This window comes from Brevundimonas naejangsanensis, assembly GCF_000635915.2.
GTDB classification, from domain to species: domain Bacteria; phylum Pseudomonadota; class Alphaproteobacteria; order Caulobacterales; family Caulobacteraceae; genus Brevundimonas; species Brevundimonas sanguinis.
Map to the genome: position 1 here is coordinate 534,335 of NZ_CP015614.1, position 25,906 is coordinate 560,240.

Consider the following 25,906-nt stretch of genomic DNA (forward strand, 5'->3'; position numbering starts at 1 on the left):
ACGCGCCTCCTGTCGCGGGCCCTCCCCAGCGCCCCACGGAACGAAGTTCGCGCTTGGCTTGCGGCCTTATTGTGGCGCTTCGAATTGTTAATGGCGACGCTGCTGCGTTAAGGTTTGGTTTACCTAGGTTAGCGACCGTTCACACATGAGCGTGAAAGCGATTCCATCATCCGGCGGCGTGGAGGCGGCCATTCGGCGCGCCTCGACCTCGACCGGCGTGGACTTCGACTTTCTGATGAAGACCGCGCGTCGCGAAAGCGCGATGAACCCCAATGCGCGGGCGCCGACGTCTTCGGCCTCTGGCCTGTTTCAGTTCATCGAGCAGACCTGGCTGGGCACGGTGAAGCGGCACGGCGCCAAGCATGGCTACGGCCAGTATGCGGACCTGATCTATCAGGGCGGCGACGGGCGTTGGCAGGTGCGGGGCTCGGCCCGCAATGTCGTGCTGGACCTGCGCTTCGACCCCCACGCCGCCTCGACCATGGCCGGCGAATTGACCGCCTCCAACGCCGCCTATCTGCGCGGCCGCACGGGACGCGAGCCGAACGGGGGCGAGCTTTACGCCGCGCATTTCCTCGGCCCGGCGGGCGCGGCCAAGCTGATGGAGGCCATGCAGACGCGGCCCCAGTCCAGCGCCGCGGCCCTGTTCCCGGAAGCCGCCTCGGCCAACCGCTCGATTTTCTACCGCAACGGTCGGGCCGTATCGGTGGCCGAGGTGCACGCCAATCTGCAGCGCACGGCGGGCGAGGTCGCGCCTGCCGCAGGCGTCGGCGCCGTCAAGGCTGGACCCGAACTGGGCGACAAGGAGCGCGCGCTGGCCGCGCGCCTGGATCGTCTGAAGCAGGATCAAGGCCTGCTGGCCCTGCTGCTGGGTCAGGACGGGCAGGGGACGGGTGGCGGCTTCGGCGGCGCCTATGGACCGCCGCCGGACAGGTCGGTCTGAAGACCTTTGTTCGGCCGTTATTCCTAACGAGGCTTTAACTATGTAACGCTATGGGTGACGATTGATTCTTCGCCGCCCTGAGCCTCATCCATGACCGCCTACCGGGCCCGCCTGACGGAAAGCGACATCCGGCGCCTGATCAAGTCCGACGTCGAGGACGAACGGGCGGCGGCGGCGCACAAGCTGTTGCGCAGCATCGATCGCATGACGCTGGACGAGGCCGAACGGGCCGCGGCGCAGAAGATTCTCACAGTGCTGGCCGTCGATGCGGCTGAACTGGTGCGCCGCGCCCTGGCGGTGACGCTGAAGGCCTCCAGCCTGATGCCGCGCGACGTGGCGCGCCGCCTGGCGGCCGATGTGGACAGCGTGGCCCTGCCGGTCATCAACTGCTCGCCTGTCTTTTCCGACGATGATCTGATCGAGATCGTCCGCGCCGGGTGCGCGCTGCGTCAGGCCGCCGTGGCCTCCCGTCCAAAGGTGCCGCGCGATGTGGCGACCGTCCTGGCCGCCGAGGGGCGGCAGGAGGCGGTGCTGGCCCTGGCGGCCAACGACAACGCCGACCTGTCCGAGGAAGCGCTGGGCGTAGTGGTCGATCGCTTCGGTCATGCGCCGGAGATCGTATCGGCTCTGGCCTATCGCCAGGTTCTGCCGCTGTCGGTGACCCAGCGTTTGGTGGAACTCGCCGCCGACGCCGCGCGCGAGCATCTGATCACCCGCCACGCCCTGGCGCCTGAAACCGCCATTCGGTTCGCCGATTTCGCGCGGGAGCGGGCGACCGTGGACCTGATCGATCAGGCGCGGACGGCGACCGACCTGCCCGCCTTCGTCGCACGCCTGTATGGACGCAAGGCGCTGACGCCGTCGTTGCTGCTGAGGGCGCTGGCGCGCGGCCAGATGAGTTTGCTCGAGCACGCCCTGGCCGAACTGGCCGGCACGCCGCATCACCGCGCCTGGCTAATGGTGCACGATGCGGGGCCGCTGGGGTTCAAGGCCCTTTATGACCGGGCGGGGATGCCGCCGCGACTGTTCCAGGCGTTCCGCGCGGGCGTGGACACCTGGCGCGCGCTTCAGGCCGAGGGCGGCGACACCTCTGGCGAGCGCTTCCGTCAGCGTATGCTGGAACGCTTCCTCAGCCAGCGCCCCGACGCCGCGCGCGAAGACCTGGCCTATCTGATGGAGCGTCTGGATCGCCCGGCGCCCGAGATGCAGGCAGCGGCCGGCGCGGCATAGAAAAAGGGGCGTCCGACCGAACGCCCCTTCGTTATCTACGAGACTAAGATCTCAGCCGAGATGCTCGGCCACCCGCGCTTCCAGCGTCTCGGCCAGATCGCGTCCCACCGGGTGTTCGTCGGTTTGAATCTCATCGCGCACCACGGCCTTGATGGCGTCGATATGGGCGTCAACGAGGGGCAGGGGCGCCTGCAGCCGCTTGTCCGCGTGGTCCAGTATCCGGCACAGGGAGCCGGCGATGCGCGTCACCAACGGATATTGGTAGGTCGCGCCCAGTCCCTTGAGGTCATGAGCGCGGAAATACAGCGCCTCGGCCGTTTCGGCCGTATAGCCCTTGGCGCGGATGTCGGCCTGGGCCTGATCCAGCTTCGCGAGCTCGTCCTGCAGCCACTGGCCGAACTGGGACGACATCGCCTTCAGCGCCTCTTCGGCCTTGGCGATGGCGTTGGCGTCAATACCCCCGAAGCCGCCGCCCACCTTGGCGCGCAGGGCGTTGGGCGGGCGAAAGACGTTGGACGAATTGCTCACGGGCGGACTCCTGAACTATAAAATCCAATCTGCCGCGAGAGTTCTAAAAAATCGTGACGTTCAGGAGGCGAACTGCTCGGCCATCACGCGCTCCTCATAGGACCGGCCGGCGTCAAACAGCATGGTCAGGGCGATGTCGCGACGTTCGCGCACCTCGACGCGCGTGACGCGCCGCACTTCGAAGTTGTCGGCGGTGGCGCTGACGGGGCGCTTGTCGGCCTCCAGCACCTCGAAGCGGACGCGGGCCGTGTGCGACAGCAGCGCCCCGCGCCAGCGTCGGGGCCTGAAGGCGCTGATCGGGGTCAGAGCCAGGCTGGGCGCATCGAGGGGAATGATCGGCCCGTGCGCCGATAGATTATAGGCGGTCGATCCCGCCGGCGTCGCCACCAGACAGCCGTCGCAGGTCAGTTCTTCCAACCGCACCTTGTCGTTGATGCTGATGCGCAGCTTGGCGCTCTGGCGGGTCTGGCGCAGCAGGGAGACCTCATTGATCGCCAGGCCGCTGTGGACCTGACCGCTCTCGGTCCAGGCGTCCATCTGCAGCGGATGCAGGACGGTGCGATCCGCCTGGATAAGGCGATCCAGCAGGTCGTCTTCCTCATAGTCGTTCATCAGGAAGCCGACCGAGCCGCGGTTCATACCGTAAACCGGCGTCTGCAATTGCAGGTTGTTGTGCAGGGTTTCCAGCATGAAGCCGTCGCCGCCCAGGGCCACGATCACCTCAGCCTCGGCGACGGGAACGGAGCCATATCGTTCGGTCAGCCGCAGGCGCGCTTCTTCGGCCTCGGGCCGGTCGCTGGCGAGGAAGGTGACGGCGGTGGGGCGGAAGGGCTGGCTCACCAGCCTAGGCAAGCGGAGCCGGGGCCGCCTGTCAAACGGGATGACTGTCTTCAGGCGCCATCAGCAACTGGAATTCATAGGCCGCCTGCGCCGCCGAACGATGCGCCAGGCGCCAGTCGCCGCCGTCCGGATCGTGCGGGAAGCCGTTGTTCATCCGCCGCACCTCGTTCAGGACTGCAGGGAAGGCCGCGCGATCGAGGCCCGCAGCGGTGCAGGCCAGAAACAGCGGGCGGGCGGTGTCGGCCCGCAAGGCGCGACGCACCTGATCCAGATCCAGCCGGGCCAGGCGGCTCAGGGCGTGGATGAAGACCTCCAGTCGGTCTTCGCGCAGGGCCCGGATCAGGGTGGCGGGCCGAAGCTGGTCCGAGGCCTGAAGCTTGGCCGTCAGGCGGGCGGCGGCGACATCGGCGGGCGCGGTTTCCTGTGCGGCGGCGTGCGCCGCCTCGGCCAGCCGCGCTGGATCGAGGGTGAAGCGGTCCATGATGGCCTGGCGCAGGGCCTCGCCCACCCACTGATACAGGCGCGCGCCCAGTTCAGGCGTCATCTGCGGGTGGCGGGCGAGGGGCGCGCGCAGGGCGGCCAGTTCCCGCGACCGGCTGACCAGTCGGCTCATGCCTTCGGCGCCCAGGGCCGCCGTGCGGTTCGAGGCCAGGGCCGTCAGCACGGTCGGATCGTCGGCGCTGATGATGGCGCGGGCGACGGCGGCGCCGAGGCCGGGTCTCAACGCGACCTGGATGCGGTGATCCAGCGACGCCTCGGCCAGCAGGGTCAAAAGGTCGTCGTCCTGCAGCAGGGGGCTGGCCGCGATGACCGGGCGGGCGATTTCTATGGCGTCGGCGGCCAGCATCCGCACCAGGGCGACGGGAACCCAATCCGCATCCGCCAGTCGTTCCGACAGGGCCTGGCGAATATCCGCCTCAACCACGCGGACAAGAGCGATGAAGGCGTCGCCGAGCGCCTGGGGCGCGCGATCGCGCCCTCCTGTCGAGCGATACAGATCCGCCACGCCGATCAGCAGGCCGTGCTGACGCTCCGGCGGCTGTCCCTTCGCCAGGTCGACCAGTTGTTCAAGACTGTTCAGAGGCAGGGCGCCGTGCGTCTGCGGTCCGTTGCGCGTCACATTGGTGGGTTCCACGTCGCCCTCGCGGAAGAACTGCCTGCCCCTGAGGCGAAGGCACCTTGAGGCGGGGCTGTGAAAACAGGGTTAACGAAGTCTTGGGAAAGCGCGGCCTTGCGTCTTGACGCCGACGCCTGCCGGGGGGACGTTCACCTGAACGCTGATCAGGGGAGTGGTCATGGCGGATGGGATAAGCGGGGCGCCCTCGTTGCAGGGGCGGGTTTCGGAAGACGAATGGCGCACGCGCGTCGAACTGGCGGCCCTTTATCGGCTGGTGGCGTTGCACGGGTGGGACGACATGATCTTCACCCACATCTCGGCCCGCGTCCCGGGGCCCGAGACGCATTTTCTGATCAACCCCTACGGCTGGTATTTCGACGAGATTACAGCGTCGTCGTTGGTAAAGGTCGATCTGGACGGCAACATTGTCCAAGAGACCGACAGCTTCATCAATCCGGCGGGTTTCACCATCCACTCGGCCGTCCATGCGGCGCGCGAGGACGCGCATTTCGTCATCCACCTGCACACGGTGAACGGCGTCGGGGTGGCGGCCCAGAAGGACGGCCTGCTGCCCATCAGCCAGAACGCCTGCCTGTTGCAGCATCAGGTCGCCTACCACGGCTATGAAGGTCTGGCGCTGAACCATGACGAGCGCGAGCGTCTGGTCGCGGACCTGGGCGACCGGTCGCTGATGCTGCTGCGCAATCACGGCACGATGGCGGTCGGCAACACGGCGGCGCAGGCCTGGGTCGGCATCTTCTTCCTGGAACGCGCCTGCGCCCAGCAGGTCGCCGCCCTGTCGGCCGGGCGCGACAATGTCCTGATCGCCCCGGACGCGGCTCAGGCCGAGACCAAGGAACAGGGACGCGGCATCGGCTTCGTCTCGTCCCTGGCCTGGCCCGGCGCTCTGCGTCAGCTCCAGCGAAAATCGCCCGGCTACGACGCGTGAGGCCGCTGGGGGGCGGATCAAGGCGCAGCCCGATCGGCCTTCTGGCCGGTCTGGCGTGCATCGCTGTCGGCTGCCCGGCCCATGCGGGCGCCTGGAACCTGCCCAAGGGCGAAGGGCAGGCGATCGTCAAATATGAGACCATCCGCGCGGACCAGGCCTTCACCTCCGATGGCGAACGGGTTGACCTGTCGCACGACCGGCTGGACCGCTCGCTCTCCATCTTTGCCGAGTATGGGCTGGACGACCGCTTCACCCTGCAGATGAAGGGCGAGTGGCAACAGGGGCGCGACGCCTTCGTCGACTATCAGGGACGCGGCCCGATTGAGATCGGCGTGCGCTGGCAGGCCTATCGCGATACGCGCAACGCCGCCGCCGTCTATGTCGGCTACGCTCAGGGCGGCGAGGGGCGCAACGCCGGCTATGCGCCGCCCGGCGCCGGCGATCACGACTGGGAGGCGCGGGTGATGGCGGGGCGCAGCCTGGGCGCCGACGGGCAGGGCGGCTTCATCGAGGCGCAGGCGGCGAGGCTATTGCGCGCGGGGCTGAATGACGAGACGCGGCTGGACCTGACGGCGGGCCTGTATCTCGCGCCGGACTGGCTGCTGCTGGGCCAGGCCTATGCCGGAGCGGCGGATAAAGACGGGCCGCGCTGGCTTTCGCTGGAAACATCAGTCGTGCGACGACTCGGCGACTGGGGCCTGCAGGCCGGCTGGCGAACGGCGGTCGCAGGGCGCGAAACTCCTGCGGGGCAGGGACCCGTTATCGGAATTTGGCGACGCTTTTGAAGCAAATTTACGCGACGGAATCAGAGAGGACCCTCGTTACAGATACGTTATTTGCGTAACGGCGATGACCCGTTAAGCGATAGCGCTTGTTGTCGGGGAGACTGCGTCGCGTGTTCAAACGCCATTTTTTCATTATCGGCGCGGCCTGTCTGTTGGGGCTGATGATCGTCGCGGCGGTCTTGAAGATCGCCTTCAGCGACGGCGGCGCAGGCGATCGCAAGGGTCCGCGCGGGCCGGGCGCCGGGCGCGGCCAGGTGGTCGCCGAGGTCGTGGCCCAACGTCGTGAGTTTGCGGACCAGATTCGCGTTCTGGGCGTGGCGCGGGGGCGTCGCTCGGTCAACATCACCTCCAACACCACCCAGTTGGTGACCCAGGTCATGTTCTCTGATGGGCAGGCCGTGGCGGCGGGCACGCCCCTGGTCGAGTTGCAGGCGCGTGAGGAAGACGCAGACCTGATCCGCACCCGGGCCCAGCTGGAGAACGCCCAGCGCGAGTACGACCGCTACCGCATTCTTGCCGAGCGCGGCGTAGCGCCGCGCGTCATGGCCGAGACGGCGGAAACGGCTCTGAAGACGGCGCAGGCCGCCGTGGCGGCGGCGGAAGCCCGTCGCGGCGACCGGATCCTGCGCGCGCCTTTCGCCGGCGTGCTGGGGCTGACCTCGGTGACGCCGGGGACCCTGATCTCGCCGGGTTCGGTCATCACCACTCTGGACGACATCAGCGGCGTGCGCGTCGATTTCCCGCTGCCGGAGCGCTATCTGGGCGTGCTGCCGGTGGGTGCGCCGCTGACGGCGACGACGGACGCCTTCCCTGGCGAAGAGTTCAACGGGCGCATCGCCTTGTTGGACACGCGCGTCAACGAACAGACCCGCGCGATCATCGCCCGCGCTGAATTCACCAATCCTGGCAATCGCATCCGCCCCGGCATGATGATGCGCGTCGCCGTTCAGCAGGGCCGCCGCCAGAGCCTGGCCGTGCCTGAGGCCGCCGTTCAGTATGAGGGGCAGGGCGCCTTCGTCTATCGCATCGCGCGCGGCGAAAAGGGCTCTACCGCCCAGCGGGTCGAGGTCCAGACGGGCGCCGTCGAGGGCGGCTATGTCGAGATTGTTTCGGGGCTGGCCAACAACGACCACATCGTCGCCTCGGGCCTGAACCGCATTCAGCCCGGCGCTCCTGTCACCGTCGAGGGTGAAGCCGCTCAAGGGCGTGCTCCGAGCAAGGGCGGCGCCCGCGCGACGCAGGCGGCCCGCCCATGATGCTGTCCGATGTTTCGGTTCGGCGCCCCGTCTTTGCGGCGGTGGCGGCGATCGTCCTGTGCGTCATCGGCCTGGCGGCCTTCTTCTTCCTGCCGGTGCGCGAACTGCCGGACGTGGACCCGCCGATCGTTTCGGTCAGCACCGGCTACGCCGGGGCCTCCGCCGAGGTGATCGAAAGTCGGATCACCGAGCCGATCGAGCAGCAGATCGCCGGGATCCAAGGCGTCCAGCGTATCAACTCGACCAGTCGCGACGGCCGGTCCAACGTCAACATCGAGTTTTCGCTGGATCGCAACATCGACGATGCGGCCAACGACGTGCGCGACCGCATCTCGCGCGTGCTGGGCCGTCTGCCGGACCAGGCGGATCCGCCCGAGGTGGCCAAGGCCGACTCCGACAGCCAGCCCATCCTGATCATGTTCCTGCGCTCCACGACGATGGATCGTCTGGAGCTGACCGATTACGCCCGCCGCTATCTGGTTGACCGCTTCGCCACCGTGCCGGGCGTGGCCCAGGTCAATATCTTCGGCGAGCAGCGCTACGCCATGCGCATCTGGCTGGACGCCGGGGCGATGGCCGCGCGCGGCCTGACCGTCACCGACGTCGAGACCGCCCTCAACAACCAGAACGTCGAACTGCCCGCCGGCTCGCTGGAGTCGGCGCAGAAGGACTATACCGTCCGCGTGGCGCGCAACTACGCCGACCCGGCGGATTTCGCTCAACTGCCGATCGGCACGCGCGGCTCTGCCTCGACCGCCACCGGCGCGCAGGCGTCCGGTACGCTGGGCGCGGCGTCGGCGGCCATGACCAATGGCGTCACCGGCGCCCTGATCGGCAACGCCGCCTATGTCACCCGGCTGGGCGACATCGCCCGTATCGAGGAAGCGCCCGCCGAAGCGCGCCGCCTGTTCCGCGGCAACGGCATCGACCAGATCGGCCTGGCCATCACCCGTCAGGCCCAGTCCAACGACCTGCAGATTTCTGAAGGCGTGCGTAAGCTGATGGAGGAGGTGGGCCCCAGCCTGCCGCCGGGCACGACGCTGGAGATCGGTTCGGACAACTCGGTCTTCACCTCCCACGCCATCGACGAGGTGTGGGTGACGATCGGCATCTCCATGGCCCTGGTGGCTCTGGTCAACTTCATCTTCCTGGGCAGCCTGCGCGCCGCGATCATTCCGTCGGTCGTAGCGCCCATCTGCCTGCTGGCGACCTTCATCGTCCTGGCGCCGCTGGGCTTCTCGCTGAACCTGCTGACCCTGTTGGCTCTGGTGCTGGCGATCGGCCTGGTCGTCGACGACGCCATCGTCGTGGTCGAGAACATTCAGCGCCGCCTTGACGGCGGCGAGCCGCCGCTGGTCGCGGCTGAGCGCGGGGCGCGCCAGGTCTTCTTCGCCGTGGTGGCGACGACCGTCGTCCTGCTGTCCGTGTTCGCGCCTCTTCTGTTCCTCCCGGGCTACGTCGGACGGCTGTTCGTCGAGCTGGCGGCGGCGATTGCGGCGGCCGTGGCCTTCTCGGCCTTCCTGGCGCTGAGTCTGTCGCCGATGCTGGCGTCAAAAATCCTGAAGCCGGCGCAGACCGGCGGCTGGGTCGCGCGACGCGTGGATGCAGGCATGGAAGCGCTGAAGCGGTCCTACGCCGCTTCGCTGGACGCCTTACTGGGCCGCCGGGTCGCTGTCGGCGGGGTGGCCGCTTTGATCGTCCTGGTGGCGGCGGGCGCGACCGGCATCTTCCTGCATCTGCCCAACGAACTGGTGCCGAACGAGGACCGCGGCCGCGTCACCGTGCGGATTGCAGGGCCGGAAGGCACGGGCTTTGACTATACGCGCGAGATCATGCTGGGGCTCGAGCCCCTGCTGGCCGAGTATCGCGAGAACGGCGAGGCGGCCAACTACATGATTTCCTCGCCAGGGTTCGGCGGCTCTGGCTTCAGTTCGGGCAGCGCCGTGCTGAACCTGGCTGACTGGTCCGAGCGCGACCGCTCGGCGGACGAGATCGCACAGGAGCTGAACGGCAAGCTGCGCAATCAGACCGGCGCACAGGTCAACGCCTCGACGCCCGGCGCCTTCCAGCGCGGCGGGGGCAACTCCAACTCGATCGACATGATCGTCACGGGGTCGGAGTATTCCGCCATCTATAACTGGCTGCAGCCCATTCTGGCGGCGGCGCAGGACAACCCCGGCTTCTCGCGTCCGCGCCTGAACTATGAGCCGAACGCGCCGCGCCTGCTGGTCGATGTCGATCCGCAGAAGGCGGCGGCGCTCGGCGTCTCGTCACAGCAGATCGGCCGCACGCTGGAGACCATGTTCGGTTCGCGCCGCGCCACCACCTACATCAAGGGCGGCCAGGAATATGACGTCATCCTGCAGACCGACCGCGACAGCCGCCGCGAGGTTTCGGACCTTGAGGCGCTCTATGTCTCGACCGGCACGGCGCAGCTGGTGCCGCTGTCGGCGGTGGTCACCACCAAGACCTCGGGCGACACGCCGGATCGTCGCCGTCTCGATCGCCAGCGCGCCATCACCCTGCAGGCCGACCTGAACCCCGGCACCACCATCGACGACGCCGTCCAGTTCCTGATGGCCGAGGCCGCCAAACAGCCGCAGGGCGTGACCAATATCCGCTGGGGCGGCGCCGCCCGCGACCAGCAGGAGGCGGGCAGCGCCGTGGGCTGGGCCTTCGCCCTGGCTCTGCTGCTGGTCTTCCTGGTCCTGGCGGCCCAGTTCGAGAGCTGGATCACCCCGGCGGTCATCATGCTGACGGTGCCGCTGGCGGCGGCGGGCGGGCTGTTCGGCCTGCTGATGGCGGGCTCCAGCCTGAACATCTACAGCCAGATCGGCCTGATCATCCTGATCGGCGTCGCGGCCAAGAACGGCATCCTGATCGTGGAGTTCGCCAACCAACTGCGCGACCAGGGCCGGAGCATCCGCGAGGCCATCATCGAGTCCTCCAGCTTGCGTCTGCGCCCGATCATCATGACCTCGATCGCCACCGCCTTCGGCGCCCTCCCGCTGGTGCTGTGGCAAGGCGCGGGGGCGGGCAGTCGTCAGACCATCGGCGTGGTGATCTTCACCGGCGCCATGTTCGCCACGGTGCTGACCCTGTTCGTGGTGCCGGTGATCTACGGCGTGCTGGCGCGCTTCACCAAGTCGCCGGAATACACCGCCCGCAAGATCGAGGAGTGGGAAGCGCAAGAGAAGCGCCAGGGCGTCCAGCCGGACATGAGCCCGGCGGAATAGACCGCTCTGGTCCTTGCATATGCGAAGGGCGGCGGATCTCCATGGTCCGCCGCCCTTTTGCTTGTCTGGCTGTCTCGGCTCACTCGGCCTGGGGTTTGAACCCCGTCTCGACCTTCAGGAAGGCGATGACGTCGCGGCGGTCCGTGGCGTCGGGCAGGCCGGCGAAGCTCATCTTGTTGCCGGGCAGGAAGGTGCGGGGGTTCTGCAGCCAGTGGTCCAACGTCTCGGCGTCCCAGGTGAAGGCCGCCGTGCGCATGGCGTGGGAATAGCTGTATTTTTCCTTGGCGCCGGCCTTGCTGCCGAACACGCCATAGAGGTTCGGCCCCGTCATGTTCGGCCCGCCCGGCGTGATGGTGTGGCACGACCGGCAGCGCGCGAAGGCGCGGCGGCCGTTGTCCAGGTCGGCCTCGTTGTACGGCGCGGGCAGGGCGGCGAGCAGGGCCAGCTTTTCGGCTTCGCTGGGCGACGGCGCCTTGGGCGCTTGTGGCGCGCTGTCGGCGGGCGCGGCGTCGTTCGGGCCGCAGGCGGCCAGCGTCAGCGCGGCGCTCAGGGCGACAGCTGGGGCCGCGATGTTGCGCATCCAGGGGAAGGACGAAAGACGGGACATGACGCACTCCTAAGCCAACGATCATGCTTACCCCAGGAAGGCGCCGCCGCAATGGACAGCTTGTCCAAGCCAGCCAGGGGCGTCAGCGCCCGGTGGTCAGCTTCACAACGACATGGGCGGTGGTTTCGATGATGGCTTCGGGCGTGTCGGCGCGGCGCATCAGGTCGAAACCGGCGGCGACGGACTCCACCAGGTTCGCGGTCTCATAGGAGGCCAGCCGGGGATTCAGGCCTTGGGGGTGCAGGCCGTTCGCGTGGGCCTGGGCGATGCGGCGCTCCAGCGCCAGGTGAAGGCGCCGCAGGCGCCGGATACGGCTTTCGGCGAAGGCGGGCTCGCCCATGTCGGCCAGCATCTGTTCGACGCGCAGCACCGGCCCGTGGTCGTTCCAGAGGTTCAGCACCTCCAGCACATACGCCCGCGCGGCCTCGAACGCCCGGTCGCCCGACCAGTCCGCGTGGATGTGGGCGGCCAGCCGCTGAAAGTCCTCGCCCGCCTCTTCGCACAGCAGTTGCAGGCCTTCCTCGACCGAGGCGAAGTAGGTGTAGAAGGTCGGCGCCGATACGCCCGCCGCCATGGCCACGTCGGCGGCGCGAATCTCGCCCAGATGTTTGGTGTTCAGCAGGGCGCGCAGGGCGTCCAGCAGGGCGCGGCGGGTGCGCGCGCCGCGCGTTCGGATCCTGTGACCCAGTTTATTGGTCGTCTCGGACATGGGGGAGGCCGCGAGAGTGGTGCCGGTTGCAGGAATCGAACCCGCGACCTTCGGTTTACAAAACCGCTGCTCTACCAGCTGAGCTAAACCGGCGTGGCCCGCCTTATGCTGGCGGAATCTCTTTGACGCAAGCACACTGATCGAATGCCCACGCTGCCCTATCTCGCGCCCATCGTCATGCTGGCCCTGTCGAACGTCTTCATGACCTTCGCCTGGTACGGCCATCTTAAATTCGGGGCCAAGCCGCTGTGGATCGTGGTCCTGATCAGCTGGGGCATCGCCTTCTTCGAATACTGGCTGGCCGTGCCCGCCAACCGCATCGGCCATCAGGTCTATTCGGCGGCCGAGTTGAAGACCATGCAGGAGGTGATCACCCTGCTGGTCTTCGCGATCTTCTCGGTGCTCTATCTGGGCGAGAAGCTGACGGTCAATCACCTGATCGGCTTCGCCCTGATCGCCGGCGGGGCCTTCTTCATCTTCAAAGGGCCGCTGTAGGAGACGCTCAGTCGAGCGCGGCGGCGATCTTCCGGGCCAGGATTTTCAGCTCTTCGGCGTCGGCCATCGGGGCGTGGCCATGGCCTTTCATCGGGCGGTCGGACCAGCGCGGCACGATGTGGAAATGCAGGTGGAACACTGTCTGGCCGCCTGCGTCGCCGTTGAACTGCATCAGGCTGAGGCCTTCGGGCTTCAGCGCCTTCTCGACCGCGCGGGCGGTGCGCTGCACGGCGGCCGTCAGCTTGGCCAGCGCCTCGGGTTCGATCTCCAGGATGTTGCGGGCGGTCGAGGTCTTGGACACGATCAGGACGTGGCCCTCGGACTGGGGGAACACGTCCATGAAGGCCAGGACGTCGTCGTCCTCCCACACCTTCACGCTGGGCATGTCGCCGCGCAGGATCTTGGCGAAGATGTTGTCCGGGTCGTAGGCGCCGTGAAGGCTCATGGAAGTCTCCTTCGGGATAGGGCGGCCAGCCTAGCAGGCGATCCGGCCCGACGCACGGAGCGGAACGCCGCGATATGCGCTTATATGGTCAAGGTTCAACCGACGGAGGCGTCATGCTGGGTTTCATCGTTCAGGCCGTGGTTACGGCGATCGGCCTGTGGGCTTCGGCCAAGCTGGTGCCGGGAGTAGAGTTCACCTCGACCGGCTCGCTGGTCGCGGCGGCGATCATTCTGGGCCTGGTCAACGCCTTCGTGCGGCCGTTGATGGTGATCCTGACTTTGCCGCTGACCATCGTCACCTTCGGCCTGTTTCTGCTGGTGGTGAACGCGGCCATGATCGGGCTGACGGCCATGTTCCTGGGCGGCTTTGTCGTCGACGGTCTGTGGGCGGGGATCGGGGCGGCCATCGTCACCGGCGTAGTCAGCTGGATCGCCGGCGCCCTGTTCGGCGGCATGGCTGATCGGGCCTGACGATCTCTCCTGAAGGCCGCCGTCCCGGCGCTCGCGACAGCATCCGACCAGCCTCGTCCACGCTCATTCAGGACAAGGCCGGGGCGCCGGGAAGCACCGCCTTAGCTGGGACGCACCACCATGCAGGTGACCCGGCGTTCCGATAGGGCTTCGCACGCCGCCTCGGCCGCCTGCTGGGTCATGCCGGTGAAGCGCGAGCGATACCAGCCGTTGGCCGTCTGCACGTCACGCTGGGCGTTCGAGAATTGGCCGGAGAAGCGGCGGCTGATGTTGTTCAGCCAGTCGCGGGCCACGGCTTCTTCGCGGAAGGCGCCGACCTGGACGGTCCAGCGACCCGTCGGCGCCGGGGCGGCGGCGCGCGCGGGGGTGTTGCGGGTCGCACGGGCAGGGGCCGCCGACGTCGCAGCCGATCCGCCGTTCAGCGCGGCGGTGAGGTTTTCAGGCGGGCGGTTCTCGGCGCGGCGAGCCGACGGCGGCGGCGTCACCTCGGTCGGCAGGCTGCGCGGCGGCGGGCCGGAGACGTAGGCCACTTCGGTCGAGCCGCTGACGCCTTCGCCGTCCTCGTCGGATAGGGAGGCGTAGGCGACCGTGGCGGCAGGCTCGCTGCTGATCCCATAGCCGCGCTGTTCGAAGAAGGCCTGAGCCAGTTGGATGGTCTCGCCCTGACTGCGGCGACGCTGGACCTCGAAGCCGGTATCCATCAGCTCAGCAACGTGAGCGTTGCGGCTGGCCGTCGAGCGCCCGCCCATGACGATGGTGATCAGCCGCTTGCCGTCGCGCACCGAAGACGCCGCCAGATTATAGCCCGAGGCGTTGGTGAAGCCGGTCTTGATGCCGTCATAGCCGCGCCCGGTGGCCAGCAGGCCATTGGTGTTGCGGTAGTCGCGGCCTTTGTAGAACCAGTCGTGCAGGCCGAGGTAGCGATAGTATTGCGGATAGTCGCGCATCACCGCGCGGCTGAGGATCGACAGGTCGCGCGCCGTGGTCGCCTGGCGCGTGTCGGGCAGGCCGTTGGCGGTGGTGAAGCGGGTGTGCTCCATCCCCAGCTCGCGCGCCTTCTCCGTCATCATCTGGGTGAAGCGGCCCTCGGAGCCGCCAATGTGTTCGGCGATCACCACGGCCATGTCGTTGGCGCTGCGGACGGCGGTGGCGCGCATGGCGTCGTCCAGGCTGATCGTCTGACCGGCCGCCAGGCCCAGCTTGGACGGCGGCTGAGAGGCCGCCCGAGGCGAGACGGTCAGGTTGTCGTCCAGCTTGACCTTGCCCGACTCCAGCGCCTCGAACGCCAGATACAGGGTCATGACCTTGGTGATGGAGGCCGGATACCGGCGAGCATCGGCAAAGCGTGAGAACATCACCTCGCCCGAGGCGGCGTCCACCACAATGGCCGCGTATCGGCTGTCCGAGGACTGGGCTTCCGGAGGAGCGACGCCGACCGTCGGCGTCAGGACGATGCCCCCCAGGACCAGGGCGGCCAGGAAGCGACGGCGGAAGAGGGCGTTCATGGGCAAGCTACTAGCCTCGTCACTGTGGCGCGAAGACGGCTGCGATCACGCACGTTACAAACGCTAACATCGGCTCGCCCGGTTTCGAGAGGGTTAACGGCGCGTCAACAGACTTGTGATCGCTCCTGCGAAGTCGGCGGGAAGGTTATCAATGATAATATTGTGCAGCGCACAATTTTCACTTGAAGTCTTTTCGCAGGTGCACCATATCGCCGTTGTCGCGATGGGCTCCGCCTGTCGCAAGAAACCTTTCGCTTCAGGAGACTCCCCATGGCTGACGCCGCTGAGACCGTGAAGAAGACCGTCGAACAAACGACCGCCAAGGCCAAGGCCCAGGCTGAATCCATCCAGGCCGCCGGCGCCCAGGCGTTCCGCGAAGGCGTGGACAAGTCCGTCGCCTCGCTGAGCGAGCTGAATGCGCACGGCAAGAAGAACCTGGAAGCCGTGGTCGAATCCGCCGCCGCCGCCCAGAAGGGCGCCGAGGCCCTGTCGCAACAGGCCGTGGCCTACGGCAAGAAGACCTGGGAAGACGGCGTCGCCGCCGCCCAGTCCTTCTCGCAGGCCCGTTCGATGCAGGAACTGTTTGAGCTGCAGACCAACTGGGCCAAGTCCGCCGCCGAGGCCTATCTGGCCGAGTTCGGCAAGGCGACCGAGACCATGACCGCCTCGGTCAAGGACAGCTTCAAGCCGATCAACGAGCGCGTTTCGGCCGCTGTCGAACAGTTCCAGGGCGCTCGCTAAGACGCGCCTGCGTAACTCAGACTTTCGGAAAGGCCCCGGTGGAAACGCCGGGGCTTTTTCACGTTTAGCTATCAACTGGGCGTGCGTGAGCGTCTGCGGGCTGGACGCCTCTACAAATCAGGCCATCATTCCCTATCTGATCCTCGACACTCCCCGATTACGGACCACGAATGCCTAACAGACGGCCAGGTGAACAAGGCGGAGGCGCAGGCGCCGCCGTCGTCACCGAGACAAAGCCGAAACTTCAGCGCCCCTCGCTTTATCGGGTGCTGATCCTGAATGACGACTACACCCCCATGGAGTTCGTCATCTACGTGCTGGAGCGGTTCTTCCAGAAGAGCCGCGAGGACGCGACCCGCATCATGCTGCACGTGCACCAGCATGGCGTCGGGGTCTGCGGCGTCTTCACCTACGAAGTGGCCGAAACCAAGGTCGCCCAGGTGGTCGAGACGGCGCGGCGCCACCAGCACCCCCTGCAATGCACGATGGAAAAGGACTGAGAGGAACCTGCCATGCCTTCGTTTTCCCGTCCTCTCGAAGAGACCCTGCACCGCGCGGTCCACTACGCCAACGAGCGCCGGCACGAATACGCCACGCTTGAACACCTGCTGCTGGCCCTGATCGACGATCCGGACGCCTCGGCCGTGATGACGGCCTGCAACGTCGATCTGGGCGCGCTGAAGGCTGCGCTCGGCTCCTATGTCGACACGGACCTGGCCGCCCTGGCCACGGCCGACGGCGACGACGCCAAGCCGACGGCGGGCTTCCAGCGCGTGATCCAGCGCGCGGTCATCCATGTCCAGTCGTCCGGCCGCGAGGAAGTGACCGGCGCCAACGTCCTGGTCGCCATCTTCTCCGAGCGCGAAAGCCACGCCGCCTATTTCCTGCAGGAGCAGGACATGACGCGCTACGACGCGGTCAACTTCATCGCCCACGGCATCGCCAAGAAGGCCGGCGCCAGCGAAGCCCGCTCGGTGCGCGGCGCCAGTCCTGAAGAGGCCGAGGACGGCTCGGTCGTCAAACAGGGCGGCGAGGCGCTGGAGGCCTATTGCGTCGACCTGAACGAGAAGGCCCGCAACGGCAAGATCGACCCGCTGATCGGGCGTCAGGCCGAGGTCGAGCGCTCGATTCAGATCCTGTGCCGCCGCACCAAGAACAACCCGCTGTTGGTCGGCGACCCCGGCGTCGGCAAGACCGCCATCGCCGAAGGCCTGGCGCGCAAGATCGTCAACGGCGAGGTGCCGGAAGTCCTGAAGGACGCGACGATCTACAGCCTCGACATGGGCTCGCTGCTGGCGGGCACCCGCTATCGCGGCGACTTCGAGGAGCGGCTGAAGCAGGTCGTCAAGGAACTGGAGAGCCACGACAACGCGGTCCTGTTCATCGACGAGATCCACACGGTGATCGGCGCGGGCGCGACCTCGGGCGGAGCGATGGATGCGTCCAACCTGCTGAAGCCGGCGCTGGCGTCGGGCAGCCTGCGCTGCATGGGGTCGACCACCTACAAGGAATATCGCCAGCACTTCGAGAAGGACCGCGCCCTGGTGCGTCGCTTCCAGAAGATCGACGTCAATGAGCCGACGATCGAGGACACGGTGAAGATCCTCAAGGGCCTGAAGACGACCTATGAGACGCACCACAAGCTGCGTTTCACCGACTCGGCCATTCGCACGGCGGTCGATCTGTCGGCGCGCTACATCACCGACCGCAAGTTGCCGGACAAGGCCATCGACGTGATCGACGAGGCGGGGGCGTCGCAGATGCTGCTGCCGGAATCGAAGCGCAAGAAGGTCATCGGCCAGAAGGAGGTCGAGGCCGTCATCGCCAAGATGGCCCGCATCCCGGCCAAGTCGGTGTCGAAGTCGGACACGGAATCCCTGCGTGAGCTGGAGACCGATCTGAAGCGCGCCGTCTTCGGTCAGGAGCAGGCGATTGACCAGGTGTCGTCGGCGATGAAGCTGGCGCGAGCGGGTCTGCGCGACCCGAACAAGCCCATCGGCGCCTTCCTGTTCAGCGGTCCGACCGGCGTCGGCAAGACCGAAGTCGCCAAGCAGCTCGCCGCCACCCTGGGCATCGAGATGCAGCGCTTCGACATGTCCGAATACATGGAGCGCCACACGGTCAGCCGCCTGATCGGCGCGCCTCCGGGCTATGTCGGCCATGACCAGGGCGGCCTGCTGACCGACGCCGTCGACCAGCATCCGCACTCCGTCGTGCTGCTGGACGAAATCGAGAAGGCGCACCCCGACGTCTACAACATCCTGCTGCAGGTGATGGACAACGGGACGCTGACCGACGCGGTGGGCAAGAAGGTCGATTTCAGGAACGTCATCCTGATCATGACGACCAACGCGGGCGCCGCCGACAACGCGCGCGCGGCCATCGGCTTCGGCCGGGGCAAGGTCGAGGGCGAGGACGAAAAGGCCATCCAGCGCCTGTTCGCCCCTGAGTTCCGCAACCGTCTGGACGCCATCGTGGCCTTCAAGCCGCTGGGCGCCGAGACGATCCGCTCGGTGGTTACCAAGTTCGTGCTGCAGCTGGAAGCCCAGCTGGCGGACCGCAACATCACCATCGAACTGACCGACGAGGCGGCCGACTGGCTGGCCAAGAACGGCTTCGACGAACTGTATGGCGCGCGTCCGCTGGCCCGCGTCATCCAGGAGCACATCAAGAAGCCGCTGGCCGACGACATCCTGTTCGGCCGCTTGACCCGCGGCGGCCACGTCAAGGTCGAGCTGAAGGACGGCAAGATCGCCTTCGACATCACCCCGGCCAAGGGCGCGGCGGTGAAGGAAGCGGAAGAAGAAACGGCCTGATCTCGATCAGGCGCAAAAGAGAAAGGCCCGGGCATAACGCCTGGGCCTTTTTTCTGTCCTTCTCCCCTGGAGGGAGAACACGGCCCGTCCGGGCCTGGATGAGGGGTCTCGCGACGCAAAAGGGGTTGCGAGACTTGGATGCCTCGCAACCCCTCATCCGTCACGCTTCGCGAGCCGCCTTCGCCCGCAAGAGGAGAGGGCTTTGTTTAACGGCGACGGCCCAGAGCGCCCAAGAGCATCGCCGCGCCGGCGATGATGCCGGTGGTCAGCAGGGGTTTGCGGCGGGCGAAGTCCAGGCCCTTGCGGGCCGGGTCGCGCAGGTCGACGGGGGCCTTGTCGACCATGCCGTCGAGGCCGTCGATGACGCGGCCATAGGCGTCGAGCGCCTTGCCCTTGACCTCGTTCAGCTTGCCTTCGACTTGGAGCTTGCTGTCGCCCGTCACGCGACCGAGGCCGTTCTGGGCCTTGCCTTGCAGTTCGGTCGCGACGCCTTCGATACGTTGATCGGTCATGGTGATTCCTGATGTGAGGAGGGTACTCACAGGGAAAGCGTATTGCGACGCAGCAAGTTCCGTAGAAATTCGCGATGCGACGCCCTGTCAGCGGGCGCGATAGGGCGACAGAGCCGCCGTCATCGCGTCCATCTCGGCCTCGACCGCCGGGCGCTCGTTGTCGAGGTAGCGGGCGACAGGATCGCGCAGCGCCGGATCGGCGATGAAATGGGCGGAATAGACGGGCGAGGGCAGGTAGCCGCGCGCGATCTTGTGCTCTCCTTGCGCCCCCGCCTCGACACGCGACAGGCCGCGCGAGATGGCGAAGTCGATGGCCTGATAATAGCAAAGCTCGAAATGGAGGAAGGGCCGGTCGACCAGCGTCCCCCACTGGCGTCCGTAAAGCGCATCCCGTCCGATGAAATTCAGCGCCCCGGCTACCGGCGTCTCGCCTTCAAACGCCATCACCAGGGCGATGCGGTCAGCCATGGTCGCGCCGACGCGGGCGAAGAAGTCGCGCGTCAGATAGGGCCGTCCCCATTTTCGGTCGCCCGTGTCCATGTAGAAGGCGAAGAAGGCCTCCCAATGCGCCTCGGCGATCTGGGCGCCCGTCAGCACGCGGATGTCGAGGCCGGCTTGCGCCTCACGCCGCTCGCGCCGGATGGTCTTGCGCCGGTTGGAAGACAGGGCGGCCAGGAAGTCGTCGAAGCTCTGATAGCCGTCGTTGCGCCAGATGAACTGGATGTCGCGGCGCGGCAGCAGGCCCGCTTCGGCCATGGCGCGCCATTCGGCCTCTAGGGGAAAGTTGACGTGCAGGGACGACACGCCCAGCCGCTCGGTCAGCGTCAATGCGCCTTGCAGCAGCGCTTCACGCACCACGACGGCGTCCGTCCCCGGCGCATTCAGAAACCGTGGGCCCGTCGCGGGGGTGAAGGGCACAGCCCCCAGCAGCTTGGGATAGTAGCGCCCGCCTGCGCGCTGATAGGCGTCGGCCCAGCTGTGGTCGAAGACGTACTCGCCCTGGCTATGACCCTTCAGATAAAGGGGCATGACGCCGATCACGGCCCCGTCTTCATCGTGCAGGGACAGGTGGCGCGCCGCCCAGCCTTCAGACGGGACGGCGCTGCCGGACGCCTCGCAGGCGTCGAGGAAGTCGTAGGAGACGAAGGGATCGCCGGTCGGGGCCGCGCAGGCGTCCCACGCGTCCCGGCCTATCGCGGCGATCCCGTCGTGAACCTGAAGGGTGAAGCTCACTTCACCTCGATGACGGCGTCCACTTCGACGGCGAAGCCGAGCGGCAGCTTGTACACGCCGACGGCCGAGCGCGAGTGCTTGCCGGCGTCGCCGAAGACCTGGACCATCAGGTCCGAGCAGCCGTTGATGACCGCGGGGATGGCCTCGAAGTCCGGCCCGGCCTGGACGAAGCCGCCCAGCTTGACGATGCGGACCACGCGATCCAGGTCGCCGTCGACGGCGGCGTTGATCTGGGCCAGCAGGTTGACGCCGCACAGACGGGCGGCCTCGGCGGCCTGCTCCGGGGTCACGTCAACGCCGACGGTGCCCTTGATGCCGCCATTGGCGTCGTTCGACAGCTGGCCCGAGATGAAGATCTGCTCGCCCGAGCGGACGTAGGAGACATAGCTGGCGACCGGCTTGGCGGGCTCGGGCAGGGTGATGCCGAGTTCAGCAATGCGGGCGTGAATGCTCATGGGGCGACTCCGTATGAAAGGGTGCACGGGGTTTAGCGCGGCGCGGCGGCCGCGTCATCCGGGGCGTTCGTTGGGACGTTTCAGAGCGCGCCCCGCGACGACGGCGCCCGCCCCGAACTTGTCGCGTAGGGCGTCGATGGCGGTCTCGGTCTTCAGGGCGCGGGTCTCGGCCGTGGCGAACAGGCTGGCTGGCGCGTCGTGGGCGTCGGCGATGTCAGCCATGCCGATGCCGATCAGCCTGTAGGGCACGCCGATTTCGGGTTTCAGCAGGTCTCGCCCGGCGGCGAACAGGGCCCGCGCCGTCTGCACGGGCTCAGCCAGGGTGATGCGGCGGGTGACGATCTTGAAGTCCGTCTTGCGCAGCTTCAGCACCAGCACGCGGCTGGCGACGCCGTCTCGGCGGGCCTTGGAGGCCAGCTTCTCGCACAGGGGCCACAGTTCGGCCTCCAGCGCTTCGGCGGCGATCAGGTCTTCGTTGAAGGTGGTCTCGGCGCTCATGCCGCGCCGGTCGTGGTCGGGGTTCACCGGGCGGCTGTCGCGGGCGTGGCTGAGATCGTGCAGCCGCAGGCCCGTCTCGCCATACCGCCGGACCAGATCCTTCACCTCGGCGGCGGCCAGATCGCCGATGGTGGCGAAGCCGTCCGAGCGCAGGGTGCGGCCGAACACTGGCCCGACGCCGGGCAGGGTGGTCACAGGGCGCGGCGCAAGCAGACCTTGCGCCTCCGCCGCGCCGATGACGGAAAAGCCGCGCGGCTTGTCCAGTTCAGACGCGATCTTGGCCAGGAAGCGGTTGGGCGCCAGGCCGATGGAGACGCTCAGCCCCGTCTCATCCTCGATCCATTTCTGCAGGCGCGCCAACTGGAAGGCGGGCGGCCCGCCGTTCAGCCGCTCGGTGCCCTTCAGATCGATCCACGCCTCGTCCAGCGACAGGGTCTGAACCAGCGGCGTCAGGCGCTGCACGGCGCCGAAGATGCGCGCGCTCTCGGCATTGTATTTGGCGAAGTCCGGCTTGATGACCACGGCGTCGGGACAGGCCTTCAGCGCCTTGAACATCGGCATGGCCGAGCCGACGCCGTACAGCCGCGCCACATAGCAGGCGGTGGAGACGACGCCGCGCTTGCCGCCGCCGACGATCACGGGCCTGTCGCGCAGTTCGGGTCGGTCGCGCTTTTCGACCGAGGCGTAGAAGGCGTCGCAGTCCAGGTGGGCGATGTGCAGATCGCTCAGTTCGTCATGGGCGATCACCCGGCGCGACGTGCACGACGGGCACCGCGCGACCTTGCGGTCGCCGGTCCACAGGCAGTCGCGACAAAGGGCCGTTATGGCCAAACCCGAACTCCGTTTCCTCAGCTTCACGTCAACTTAAGACTGACGCGCCCACAGTGCACCCAAGAAGGCGTAACAGCCCGACGCGAAAGCGAATGAACCAGAGGCGCAACAGCCGGGTGGCGGATGTCCAAGAAGATCCTCATCGTCGAGGATAACGAGCTGAACATGAAGCTATTTCATGATCTGCTCGATTCTCAGGGGTACGAAGTGCTGCAGACCCGCGAAGGGCTGCAGGCGCTGGCGATTGCGCGCGAGCATCGCCCTGATCTGATCCTGATGGATATCCAGCTGCCGGAGATTTCGGGGCTCGAGGTGACCAAATGGCTCAAGGACGATGAAGAGCTGAACCATATACCCGTCATCGCCGTTACCGCCTTCGCCATGAAGGGTGATGAAGAACGAATTCGTCAGGGGGGCTGCGAGGCCTACATCTCCAAGCCGATTTCCGTCATCTCCTTCCTGGAAACGGTGCGGAAGCACCTGGGGTAGGGGATGAGTGCGCGAATTCTCGTGGTCGACGACGTAGAGGCGAACGTCCGTCTGCTCGAAGCCAAGCTGACTCTTGAATACTATGACGTCCTGACCTGCGGCGACGGGACCTCGTGCCTGCGCATCGCCCAGGACGAACAGCCCGACCTGATCCTGCTGGACGTCATGATGCCCGGCATGGACGGGTTCGAGACCTGCCGCCGCCTCAAGGCCGCCGAGGAGACGCGTCATATCCCGGTGGTGCTGGTGACGGCCCTGGACGGGCGTCATGACCGCATCCGGGGACTGGAAGCAGGCGCTGACGACTTCCTGTCCAAGCCGCTGGACGACGTGATCCTGATGGCGCGGGTCAAGAGCCTGACGCGCCTGAAAATGGTCATGGATGAACTGCGTGAGCGCGAGGAAAGCAGCCGCCGCCTGGGCATGGACGCAGGCGGCGTCGGCCATCTGAAGGGCTCGGGCGGCCGGGTTCTGGTCGTCGACGACAATGAGCTTCAGGCCGAGATGATCGCGCGCGAGCTGTCGATCGAGCACCGTCCCATGATTGCGGACACGCTAGCCGACGGTCTGGATGCGGCGCGCGGATCGGTCGATCTGGTGATCGTCAATGTGTCGTCCGAAGGGTTCGACGGCCTTCGACTGATCGCTCAGCTGCGGTCCAAGGAGGCGATGCGCCGCATCCCCATCCTGGCGCTGATCGACACCCATGACCGGCCGCGTCTGCTGAAGGCGCTGGATCTGGGCGCGCACGACATCCTCGCCCGCCCCGTCGACCCCGAAGAGATGTCGGCGCGGGTCCGCACCCAGGTGAAGCGCAAACGGTACGGCGACTTCCTGCGCGATAAGCTGGATTACAGCCTGGAATTGGCGCTCACCGACCCTCTGACGGGTCTGCACAACCGCCGCTACATGACTGGCCAGCTTCAGGCTCTTGTCGCGCGCGCCGCGCGGGGCGGGGACCCGGTGGCGGTGCTGGTGCTGGACATCGACCACTTCAAGGCTGTGAACGACACCTTCGGGCATGACGTGGGCGACGAGGTGCTGCGCGAGTTTTCGGTGCGGCTGGCGACCAATGTGCGCGCGGTCGATCTGCCCTGTCGGTTCGGCGGCGAGGAGTTCGTGGTGGTCATGCCGGGCACGACGCTGGAAGACGCACATCGCATCGCCGAACGTATTCGCCGCGACGTGGGGGCGGCCCCCTTCCGTATCAGCGGCGGGGATGTGCTTGGCGTGACCGTTTCGGTCGGCGTGGCGGCCAGTCTGGGCATGGACGACACGCCCGAGGCGCTGCTCAAACGGGCCGATGAGGGCGTCTATGAGGCGAAAGCTCAGGGGCGCGACCGCGTCGTAGCTCGGGCCGCCTGACGCAGCCTCGCTCTAACAAACGACCAAAGAAAAACGCCCGGTCGTGCGACCGGGCGTTTCGATTCTTGCAGATTCAAGCGGAGGGCGAAGCCCTTACTTGATCTTGCCTTCCTTGAACTCGACGTGCTTGCGGACGACCGGGTCGTACTTCTTGACGACCATCTTCTCGGTCATCGTGCGCGCGTTCTTCTTGGTGACGTAGAAGAAGCCGGTGTCGGCGGTGGAGTTCAGGCGGATCTTGATGGAAGCCGGTTTGGCCATCGGAATTAACCTCTGCGACGGCGAAAGCCGCTTGAAATAAGAGGCGCGGAACATACCCAGGACAGGCTCAAAGTCAACGGCTTCGATGTCGCGTTGAGCCTGGCCATACAGACGCTAGTGTTTCGCCATGAAAAAGCCCTGCTTCAAGCCCGCCTCCGCCCTTTCCGCCGCCGTTCTCGCCGCTGGTCTGGCCCTTTCCGCCTGCTCGTCCGAGCCTGCCGCTCCGGCGGCTGCGACTGCTGAGGCCCCAGCCACGGCGCAGGACGCCTTCTTCGCCAATCTGACCGCCCTGTGCGGCCAGCGATTCGAGGGCAAGGTCGTCACGAACGAGGCCGCCGATTCCGATTTCGCCGGCAAGCGCCTGCTGATGCACGTGCGCGACTGTTCGGCGGACGAGATCCGCATCCCCTTCTGGGTCGGCGAAGACCGCTCGCGCACCTGGGTGGTGACCCGCACCGATTCGGGCCTGCGCCTGAAGCACGATCACCGCCAGCCGGACGGCAAGACCGATCCGCTGCACTGGTACGGCGGCGACACGGCGAACGAAGGCACGGCCGAGCGTCAGGAGTTCCCGGTCGATCAGGAATCCATCGACCTGTTCAACGCCAACGACGCCTCGGTCTCGACGACCAACGTTTGGGCGATGGAGGTCCATCCCGACAAGACCTTCACCTATGAACTGCGTCGGCCGAACCGCCACTTCCAGGTCCATTTCGACCTGACCAAGCCGGTCGCCGAATAAGGCCTTGAGGCCGCCGCGTCAGTCCTGATGGTCGATGACGTGGCGGCCGCGCGCCATATGCACGAAGGGCAGGGGGCGCTGAGGCGTCTCCAGCCGCTCGGCCACCTCGCTGAGCACGAAGCGGGTAATGGCGGGCAGGTCCAGCCCTTGCGCCTCGTCCAGCGCAATCCAGGCGATCTCGTCCAGTTCGCCTGAGCCTTCGATGCGGTCCGGGTCGCGCAGGGCCTCGACCGGCGCCATGAAGAAGCGGGCGTCGAAGCGGCGCGATCGGCCCGGCGGCGTGATGGCCCGCGCCACATAGGACAGCACCGACAGATCGGGCAGGGCGCCGGCCTGGCGATACTCCCGCCACGGCCCGGCGACCGAGGCCGCCGGCGCGGGGCGCCCCAGGATCAGCCCCGTCTCTTCAAACGTCTCGCGTACGGCGGCCAGGGCCAGGGCGCGGGCGCGCCGGGCGGGCATTTCCGCCTCCAGCCGGCGTGCAGCGTCATGCGATAAGGGGCCGGCGTCCGCTGCGGTGAAATCCGCCCGCTCGATGCGCCCGCCCGGAAACACCCATTTCGACGCCATGAAGACATGGCCCGGCGCGCGGCGGCCCATCAGCACTTCGGGCCGTTTTGCCCCGCGCGTCAGGATCAGGGTGGCGGCGTCCTTGGGGCGCTGGGCGCCGCCGGTGCGGGGCGCGTCGGCCAGGTCTTGGGCCGCGTCGAAGGGGAGAGGTTTCATGGATGTCCTTCTCCCCTCGGGGGAGAAGGTGGCTCGCGCAGCGAGACGGATGAGGGGGACGCTGGCTGCGTCGTCACCATCAGTCGTTTTGCTTGCGGATAGAGCCCCCTCATCCGACCTGC

Annotated in this window: 27 protein-coding genes and 1 tRNA gene; 14 read left to right on the forward strand and 14 right to left on the reverse strand. The window is 67.1% G+C overall.

Annotated features, from left to right (window positions below; genetic code table 11):
- Positions 1 to 145: 145 nt before the first annotated feature.
- Positions 146 to 943, forward strand: a complete 798-nt coding sequence (locus DA69_RS02565) for a transglycosylase SLT domain-containing protein (RefSeq protein WP_025977607.1) — start codon at positions 146 to 148, stop codon at positions 941 to 943.
- Positions 944 to 1,033: 90 nt separating this feature from the next.
- A complete protein-coding gene (locus tag DA69_RS02570; protein ID WP_025977606.1) occupies positions 1,034 to 2,173 on the forward strand; it encodes a DUF2336 domain-containing protein in 1,140 nt (379 codons plus the stop codon).
- A gap of 51 nt (positions 2,174 to 2,224) precedes the next feature.
- Here the strand turns inward: DA69_RS02570 and DA69_RS02575 are convergent, their stop codons facing one another.
- The 3 genes from DA69_RS02575 to DA69_RS02585 are packed head-to-tail and all read right to left on the reverse strand — an operon-like array spanning position 2,225 to position 4,676.
- The gene (locus tag DA69_RS02575; protein ID WP_025977605.1) at positions 2,225 to 2,701 is read right to left on the reverse strand and encodes an Hpt domain-containing protein; all 477 of its coding nucleotides are present in this window, start codon (positions 2,699 to 2,701) and stop codon (positions 2,225 to 2,227) included.
- A 60-nt stretch (positions 2,702 to 2,761) separates the two neighbouring features.
- A complete protein-coding gene (locus tag DA69_RS02580) occupies positions 2,762 to 3,541 on the reverse strand; it encodes an NAD kinase (RefSeq protein WP_025977604.1) in 780 nt (259 codons plus the stop codon).
- Positions 3,542 to 3,572: 31 nt separating this feature from the next.
- Positions 3,573 to 4,676, reverse strand: a complete 1,104-nt coding sequence (locus tag DA69_RS02585; protein WP_025977603.1) for a DUF2336 domain-containing protein — start codon at positions 4,674 to 4,676, stop codon at positions 3,573 to 3,575.
- 160 nt (positions 4,677 to 4,836) lie between these two features.
- Between DA69_RS02585 and DA69_RS02590 the strand changes: the two genes are divergently transcribed.
- The 4 genes from DA69_RS02590 to DA69_RS02605 all read left to right on the forward strand — a co-directional run bounded on the left by DA69_RS02590 (position 4,837) and on the right by DA69_RS02605 (position 10,884).
- Positions 4,837 to 5,607 (forward strand): class II aldolase/adducin family protein, encoded by a 771-nt coding sequence (locus DA69_RS02590; protein ID WP_025977602.1) that lies wholly within the window; start codon positions 4,837 to 4,839, stop codon positions 5,605 to 5,607.
- Positions 5,604 to 6,392 carry a hypothetical protein gene (locus DA69_RS02595; RefSeq protein ID WP_025977601.1) on the forward strand — a complete coding sequence of 263 codons (789 nt, stop codon included), beginning with the start codon at positions 5,604 to 5,606 and terminating at the stop codon, positions 6,390 to 6,392. Before DA69_RS02590 ends, DA69_RS02595 begins: the two co-directional genes overlap by 4 nt.
- 110 nt (positions 6,393 to 6,502) lie before the next feature.
- Positions 6,503 to 7,648 carry an efflux RND transporter periplasmic adaptor subunit gene (locus tag DA69_RS02600; protein WP_025977600.1) on the forward strand — a complete coding sequence of 382 codons (1,146 nt, stop codon included), beginning with the start codon at positions 6,503 to 6,505 and terminating at the stop codon, positions 7,646 to 7,648.
- Positions 7,648 to 10,884, forward strand: coding sequence for an efflux RND transporter permease subunit (locus DA69_RS02605; protein ID WP_035302429.1), 3,237 nt, complete (start codon positions 7,648 to 7,650; stop codon positions 10,882 to 10,884). Before DA69_RS02600 ends, DA69_RS02605 begins: the two co-directional genes overlap by 1 nt.
- 79 nt (positions 10,885 to 10,963) lie before the next feature.
- Here DA69_RS02605 and DA69_RS02610 read toward each other — a convergent pair whose 3' ends face one another.
- The 3 genes from DA69_RS02610 to DA69_RS02620 all read right to left on the reverse strand — a co-directional run bounded on the left by DA69_RS02610 (position 10,964) and on the right by DA69_RS02620 (position 12,293).
- Positions 10,964 to 11,491, reverse strand: a complete 528-nt coding sequence (locus DA69_RS02610) for a c-type cytochrome (RefSeq protein WP_029972571.1) — start codon at positions 11,489 to 11,491, stop codon at positions 10,964 to 10,966.
- A gap of 82 nt (positions 11,492 to 11,573) precedes the next feature.
- Positions 11,574 to 12,200, reverse strand: a complete 627-nt coding sequence (locus DA69_RS02615; RefSeq protein WP_025977597.1) for a TetR/AcrR family transcriptional regulator — start codon at positions 12,198 to 12,200, stop codon at positions 11,574 to 11,576.
- A 17-nt stretch (positions 12,201 to 12,217) separates the two neighbouring features.
- A tRNA-Thr gene (locus DA69_RS02620) sits at positions 12,218 to 12,293 on the reverse strand.
- Positions 12,294 to 12,344: 51 nt separating this feature from the next.
- Here DA69_RS02620 and DA69_RS02625 point away from each other — a divergent pair.
- A complete protein-coding gene (locus DA69_RS02625) occupies positions 12,345 to 12,695 on the forward strand; it encodes a DMT family protein (RefSeq protein WP_025977596.1) in 351 nt (116 codons plus the stop codon).
- A gap of 7 nt (positions 12,696 to 12,702) precedes the next feature.
- On the opposite strand, the gene DA69_RS02630 is transcribed toward DA69_RS02625, so the two are convergent.
- Positions 12,703 to 13,140, reverse strand: a complete 438-nt coding sequence (locus DA69_RS02630) for an HIT family protein (protein ID WP_025977595.1) — start codon at positions 13,138 to 13,140, stop codon at positions 12,703 to 12,705.
- Between the two features lie 113 nt (positions 13,141 to 13,253).
- Here DA69_RS02630 and DA69_RS02635 point away from each other — a divergent pair, with 113 nt between their 5' ends.
- The gene (locus DA69_RS02635) at positions 13,254 to 13,610 is read left to right on the forward strand and encodes a phage holin family protein (protein WP_025977594.1); all 357 of its coding nucleotides are present in this window, start codon (positions 13,254 to 13,256) and stop codon (positions 13,608 to 13,610) included.
- Positions 13,611 to 13,711: 101 nt separating this feature from the next.
- Here DA69_RS02635 and DA69_RS02640 read toward each other — a convergent pair whose 3' ends face one another.
- The gene (locus DA69_RS02640; RefSeq protein WP_025977593.1) at positions 13,712 to 15,115 is read right to left on the reverse strand and encodes a D-alanyl-D-alanine carboxypeptidase; all 1,404 of its coding nucleotides are present in this window, start codon (positions 15,113 to 15,115) and stop codon (positions 13,712 to 13,714) included.
- A gap of 270 nt (positions 15,116 to 15,385) precedes the next feature.
- Between DA69_RS02640 and DA69_RS02645 the strand changes: the two genes are divergently transcribed.
- The 3 genes from DA69_RS02645 to clpA all read left to right on the forward strand — a co-directional run bounded on the left by DA69_RS02645 (position 15,386) and on the right by clpA (position 18,672).
- The gene (locus tag DA69_RS02645) at positions 15,386 to 15,856 is read left to right on the forward strand and encodes a phasin family protein (protein ID WP_025977592.1); all 471 of its coding nucleotides are present in this window, start codon (positions 15,386 to 15,388) and stop codon (positions 15,854 to 15,856) included.
- Between the two features lie 170 nt (positions 15,857 to 16,026).
- Positions 16,027 to 16,356 (forward strand): ATP-dependent Clp protease adapter ClpS, encoded by a 330-nt coding sequence (gene clpS, locus DA69_RS02650; protein ID WP_003164443.1) that lies wholly within the window; start codon positions 16,027 to 16,029, stop codon positions 16,354 to 16,356.
- Between the two features lie 12 nt (positions 16,357 to 16,368).
- Positions 16,369 to 18,672, forward strand: a complete 2,304-nt coding sequence (gene clpA / locus DA69_RS02655) for an ATP-dependent Clp protease ATP-binding subunit ClpA (protein ID WP_025977591.1) — start codon at positions 16,369 to 16,371, stop codon at positions 18,670 to 18,672.
- Positions 18,673 to 18,878: 206 nt separating this feature from the next.
- On the opposite strand, the gene DA69_RS02660 is transcribed toward clpA, so the two are convergent.
- The 4 genes from DA69_RS02660 to DA69_RS02675 all read right to left on the reverse strand — a co-directional run bounded on the left by DA69_RS02660 (position 18,879) and on the right by DA69_RS02675 (position 22,201).
- A complete protein-coding gene (locus DA69_RS02660; protein ID WP_025977590.1) occupies positions 18,879 to 19,184 on the reverse strand; it encodes a CsbD family protein in 306 nt (101 codons plus the stop codon).
- An 87-nt stretch (positions 19,185 to 19,271) separates the two neighbouring features.
- The gene (locus tag DA69_RS02665) at positions 19,272 to 20,417 is read right to left on the reverse strand and encodes a GNAT family N-acetyltransferase (RefSeq protein ID WP_025977589.1); all 1,146 of its coding nucleotides are present in this window, start codon (positions 20,415 to 20,417) and stop codon (positions 19,272 to 19,274) included.
- On the reverse strand, positions 20,414 to 20,872 hold the full coding sequence (locus tag DA69_RS02670) for a RidA family protein (RefSeq protein ID WP_025977588.1): 459 nt from the start codon (positions 20,870 to 20,872) through the stop codon (positions 20,414 to 20,416). Before DA69_RS02670 ends, DA69_RS02665 begins: the two co-directional genes overlap by 4 nt.
- 54 nt (positions 20,873 to 20,926) lie before the next feature.
- Positions 20,927 to 22,201 (reverse strand): DNA polymerase IV, encoded by a 1,275-nt coding sequence (locus tag DA69_RS02675; RefSeq protein ID WP_025977587.1) that lies wholly within the window; start codon positions 22,199 to 22,201, stop codon positions 20,927 to 20,929.
- A 123-nt stretch (positions 22,202 to 22,324) separates the two neighbouring features.
- On the opposite strand from DA69_RS02675, the gene DA69_RS02680 reads away from it, so the two are divergent.
- Both DA69_RS02680 and DA69_RS02685 read left to right on the forward strand, forming a co-directional pair.
- Complete coding sequence (locus DA69_RS02680) at positions 22,325 to 22,690, forward strand: response regulator (RefSeq protein WP_003167338.1); 366 nt, start codon at positions 22,325 to 22,327, stop codon at positions 22,688 to 22,690.
- 3 nt (positions 22,691 to 22,693) lie between these two features.
- Positions 22,694 to 24,055 carry a PleD family two-component system response regulator gene (locus tag DA69_RS02685; RefSeq protein WP_025977586.1) on the forward strand — a complete coding sequence of 454 codons (1,362 nt, stop codon included), beginning with the start codon at positions 22,694 to 22,696 and terminating at the stop codon, positions 24,053 to 24,055.
- 93 nt (positions 24,056 to 24,148) lie between these two features.
- On the opposite strand, the gene rpmG is transcribed toward DA69_RS02685, so the two are convergent.
- A complete protein-coding gene (rpmG, locus tag DA69_RS02690; RefSeq protein WP_003164451.1) occupies positions 24,149 to 24,316 on the reverse strand; it encodes a 50S ribosomal protein L33 in 168 nt (55 codons plus the stop codon).
- A gap of 127 nt (positions 24,317 to 24,443) precedes the next feature.
- Here rpmG and DA69_RS02695 point away from each other — a divergent pair, with 127 nt between their 5' ends.
- Positions 24,444 to 25,058 (forward strand): hypothetical protein, encoded by a 615-nt coding sequence (locus DA69_RS02695; protein WP_025977585.1) that lies wholly within the window; start codon positions 24,444 to 24,446, stop codon positions 25,056 to 25,058.
- 18 nt (positions 25,059 to 25,076) lie between these two features.
- On the opposite strand, the gene DA69_RS02700 is transcribed toward DA69_RS02695, so the two are convergent.
- Entirely contained in the window at positions 25,077 to 25,784 is a 708-nt protein-coding gene (locus tag DA69_RS02700; RefSeq protein ID WP_025977584.1) for an NUDIX hydrolase, read from the reverse strand.
- Positions 25,785 to 25,906 lie beyond the last annotated feature (122 nt).

Bases quoted from the DNA above. Each gene is read 5' to 3' on its own strand.
- DA69_RS02700 (WP_025977584.1), bottom strand. From the start codon at position 25,784: ATGAAACCTCTCCCCTTCGACGCGGCCCAAGACCTGGCCGACGCGCCC.
- DA69_RS02625 (WP_025977596.1), top strand. From the start codon at position 12,345: ATGCCCACGCTGCCCTATCTCGCGCCCATCGTCATGCTGGCCCTGTCG.
- DA69_RS02605 (WP_035302429.1), top strand. From the start codon at position 7,648: ATGCTGTCCGATGTTTCGGTTCGGCGCCCCGTCTTTGCGGCGGTGGCG.
- DA69_RS02680 (WP_003167338.1), top strand. From the start codon at position 22,325: ATGTCCAAGAAGATCCTCATCGTCGAGGATAACGAGCTGAACATGAAG.
- DA69_RS02615 (WP_025977597.1), bottom strand. From the start codon at position 12,200: ATGTCCGAGACGACCAATAAACTGGGTCACAGGATCCGAACGCGCGGC.
- DA69_RS02695 (WP_025977585.1), top strand. From the start codon at position 24,444: ATGAAAAAGCCCTGCTTCAAGCCCGCCTCCGCCCTTTCCGCCGCCGTT.
- clpA (WP_025977591.1), top strand. From the start codon at position 16,369: ATGCCTTCGTTTTCCCGTCCTCTCGAAGAGACCCTGCACCGCGCGGTC.
- DA69_RS02635 (WP_025977594.1), top strand. From the start codon at position 13,254: ATGCTGGGTTTCATCGTTCAGGCCGTGGTTACGGCGATCGGCCTGTGG.
- DA69_RS02565 (WP_025977607.1), top strand. From the start codon at position 146: ATGAGCGTGAAAGCGATTCCATCATCCGGCGGCGTGGAGGCGGCCATT.
- clpS (WP_003164443.1), top strand. From the start codon at position 16,027: ATGCCTAACAGACGGCCAGGTGAACAAGGCGGAGGCGCAGGCGCCGCC.
- DA69_RS02630 (WP_025977595.1), bottom strand. From the start codon at position 13,140: ATGAGCCTTCACGGCGCCTACGACCCGGACAACATCTTCGCCAAGATC.
- DA69_RS02670 (WP_025977588.1), bottom strand. From the start codon at position 20,872: ATGAGCATTCACGCCCGCATTGCTGAACTCGGCATCACCCTGCCCGAG.
- rpmG (WP_003164451.1), bottom strand. From the start codon at position 24,316: ATGGCCAAACCGGCTTCCATCAAGATCCGCCTGAACTCCACCGCCGAC.
- DA69_RS02590 (WP_025977602.1), top strand. From the start codon at position 4,837: ATGGCGGATGGGATAAGCGGGGCGCCCTCGTTGCAGGGGCGGGTTTCG.
- DA69_RS02640 (WP_025977593.1), bottom strand. From the start codon at position 15,115: ATGAACGCCCTCTTCCGCCGTCGCTTCCTGGCCGCCCTGGTCCTGGGG.
- DA69_RS02660 (WP_025977590.1), bottom strand. From the start codon at position 19,184: ATGACCGATCAACGTATCGAAGGCGTCGCGACCGAACTGCAAGGCAAG.
- DA69_RS02685 (WP_025977586.1), top strand. From the start codon at position 22,694: ATGAGTGCGCGAATTCTCGTGGTCGACGACGTAGAGGCGAACGTCCGT.
- DA69_RS02610 (WP_029972571.1), bottom strand. From the start codon at position 11,491: ATGTCCCGTCTTTCGTCCTTCCCCTGGATGCGCAACATCGCGGCCCCA.
- DA69_RS02570 (WP_025977606.1), top strand. From the start codon at position 1,034: ATGACCGCCTACCGGGCCCGCCTGACGGAAAGCGACATCCGGCGCCTG.
- DA69_RS02645 (WP_025977592.1), top strand. From the start codon at position 15,386: ATGGCTGACGCCGCTGAGACCGTGAAGAAGACCGTCGAACAAACGACC.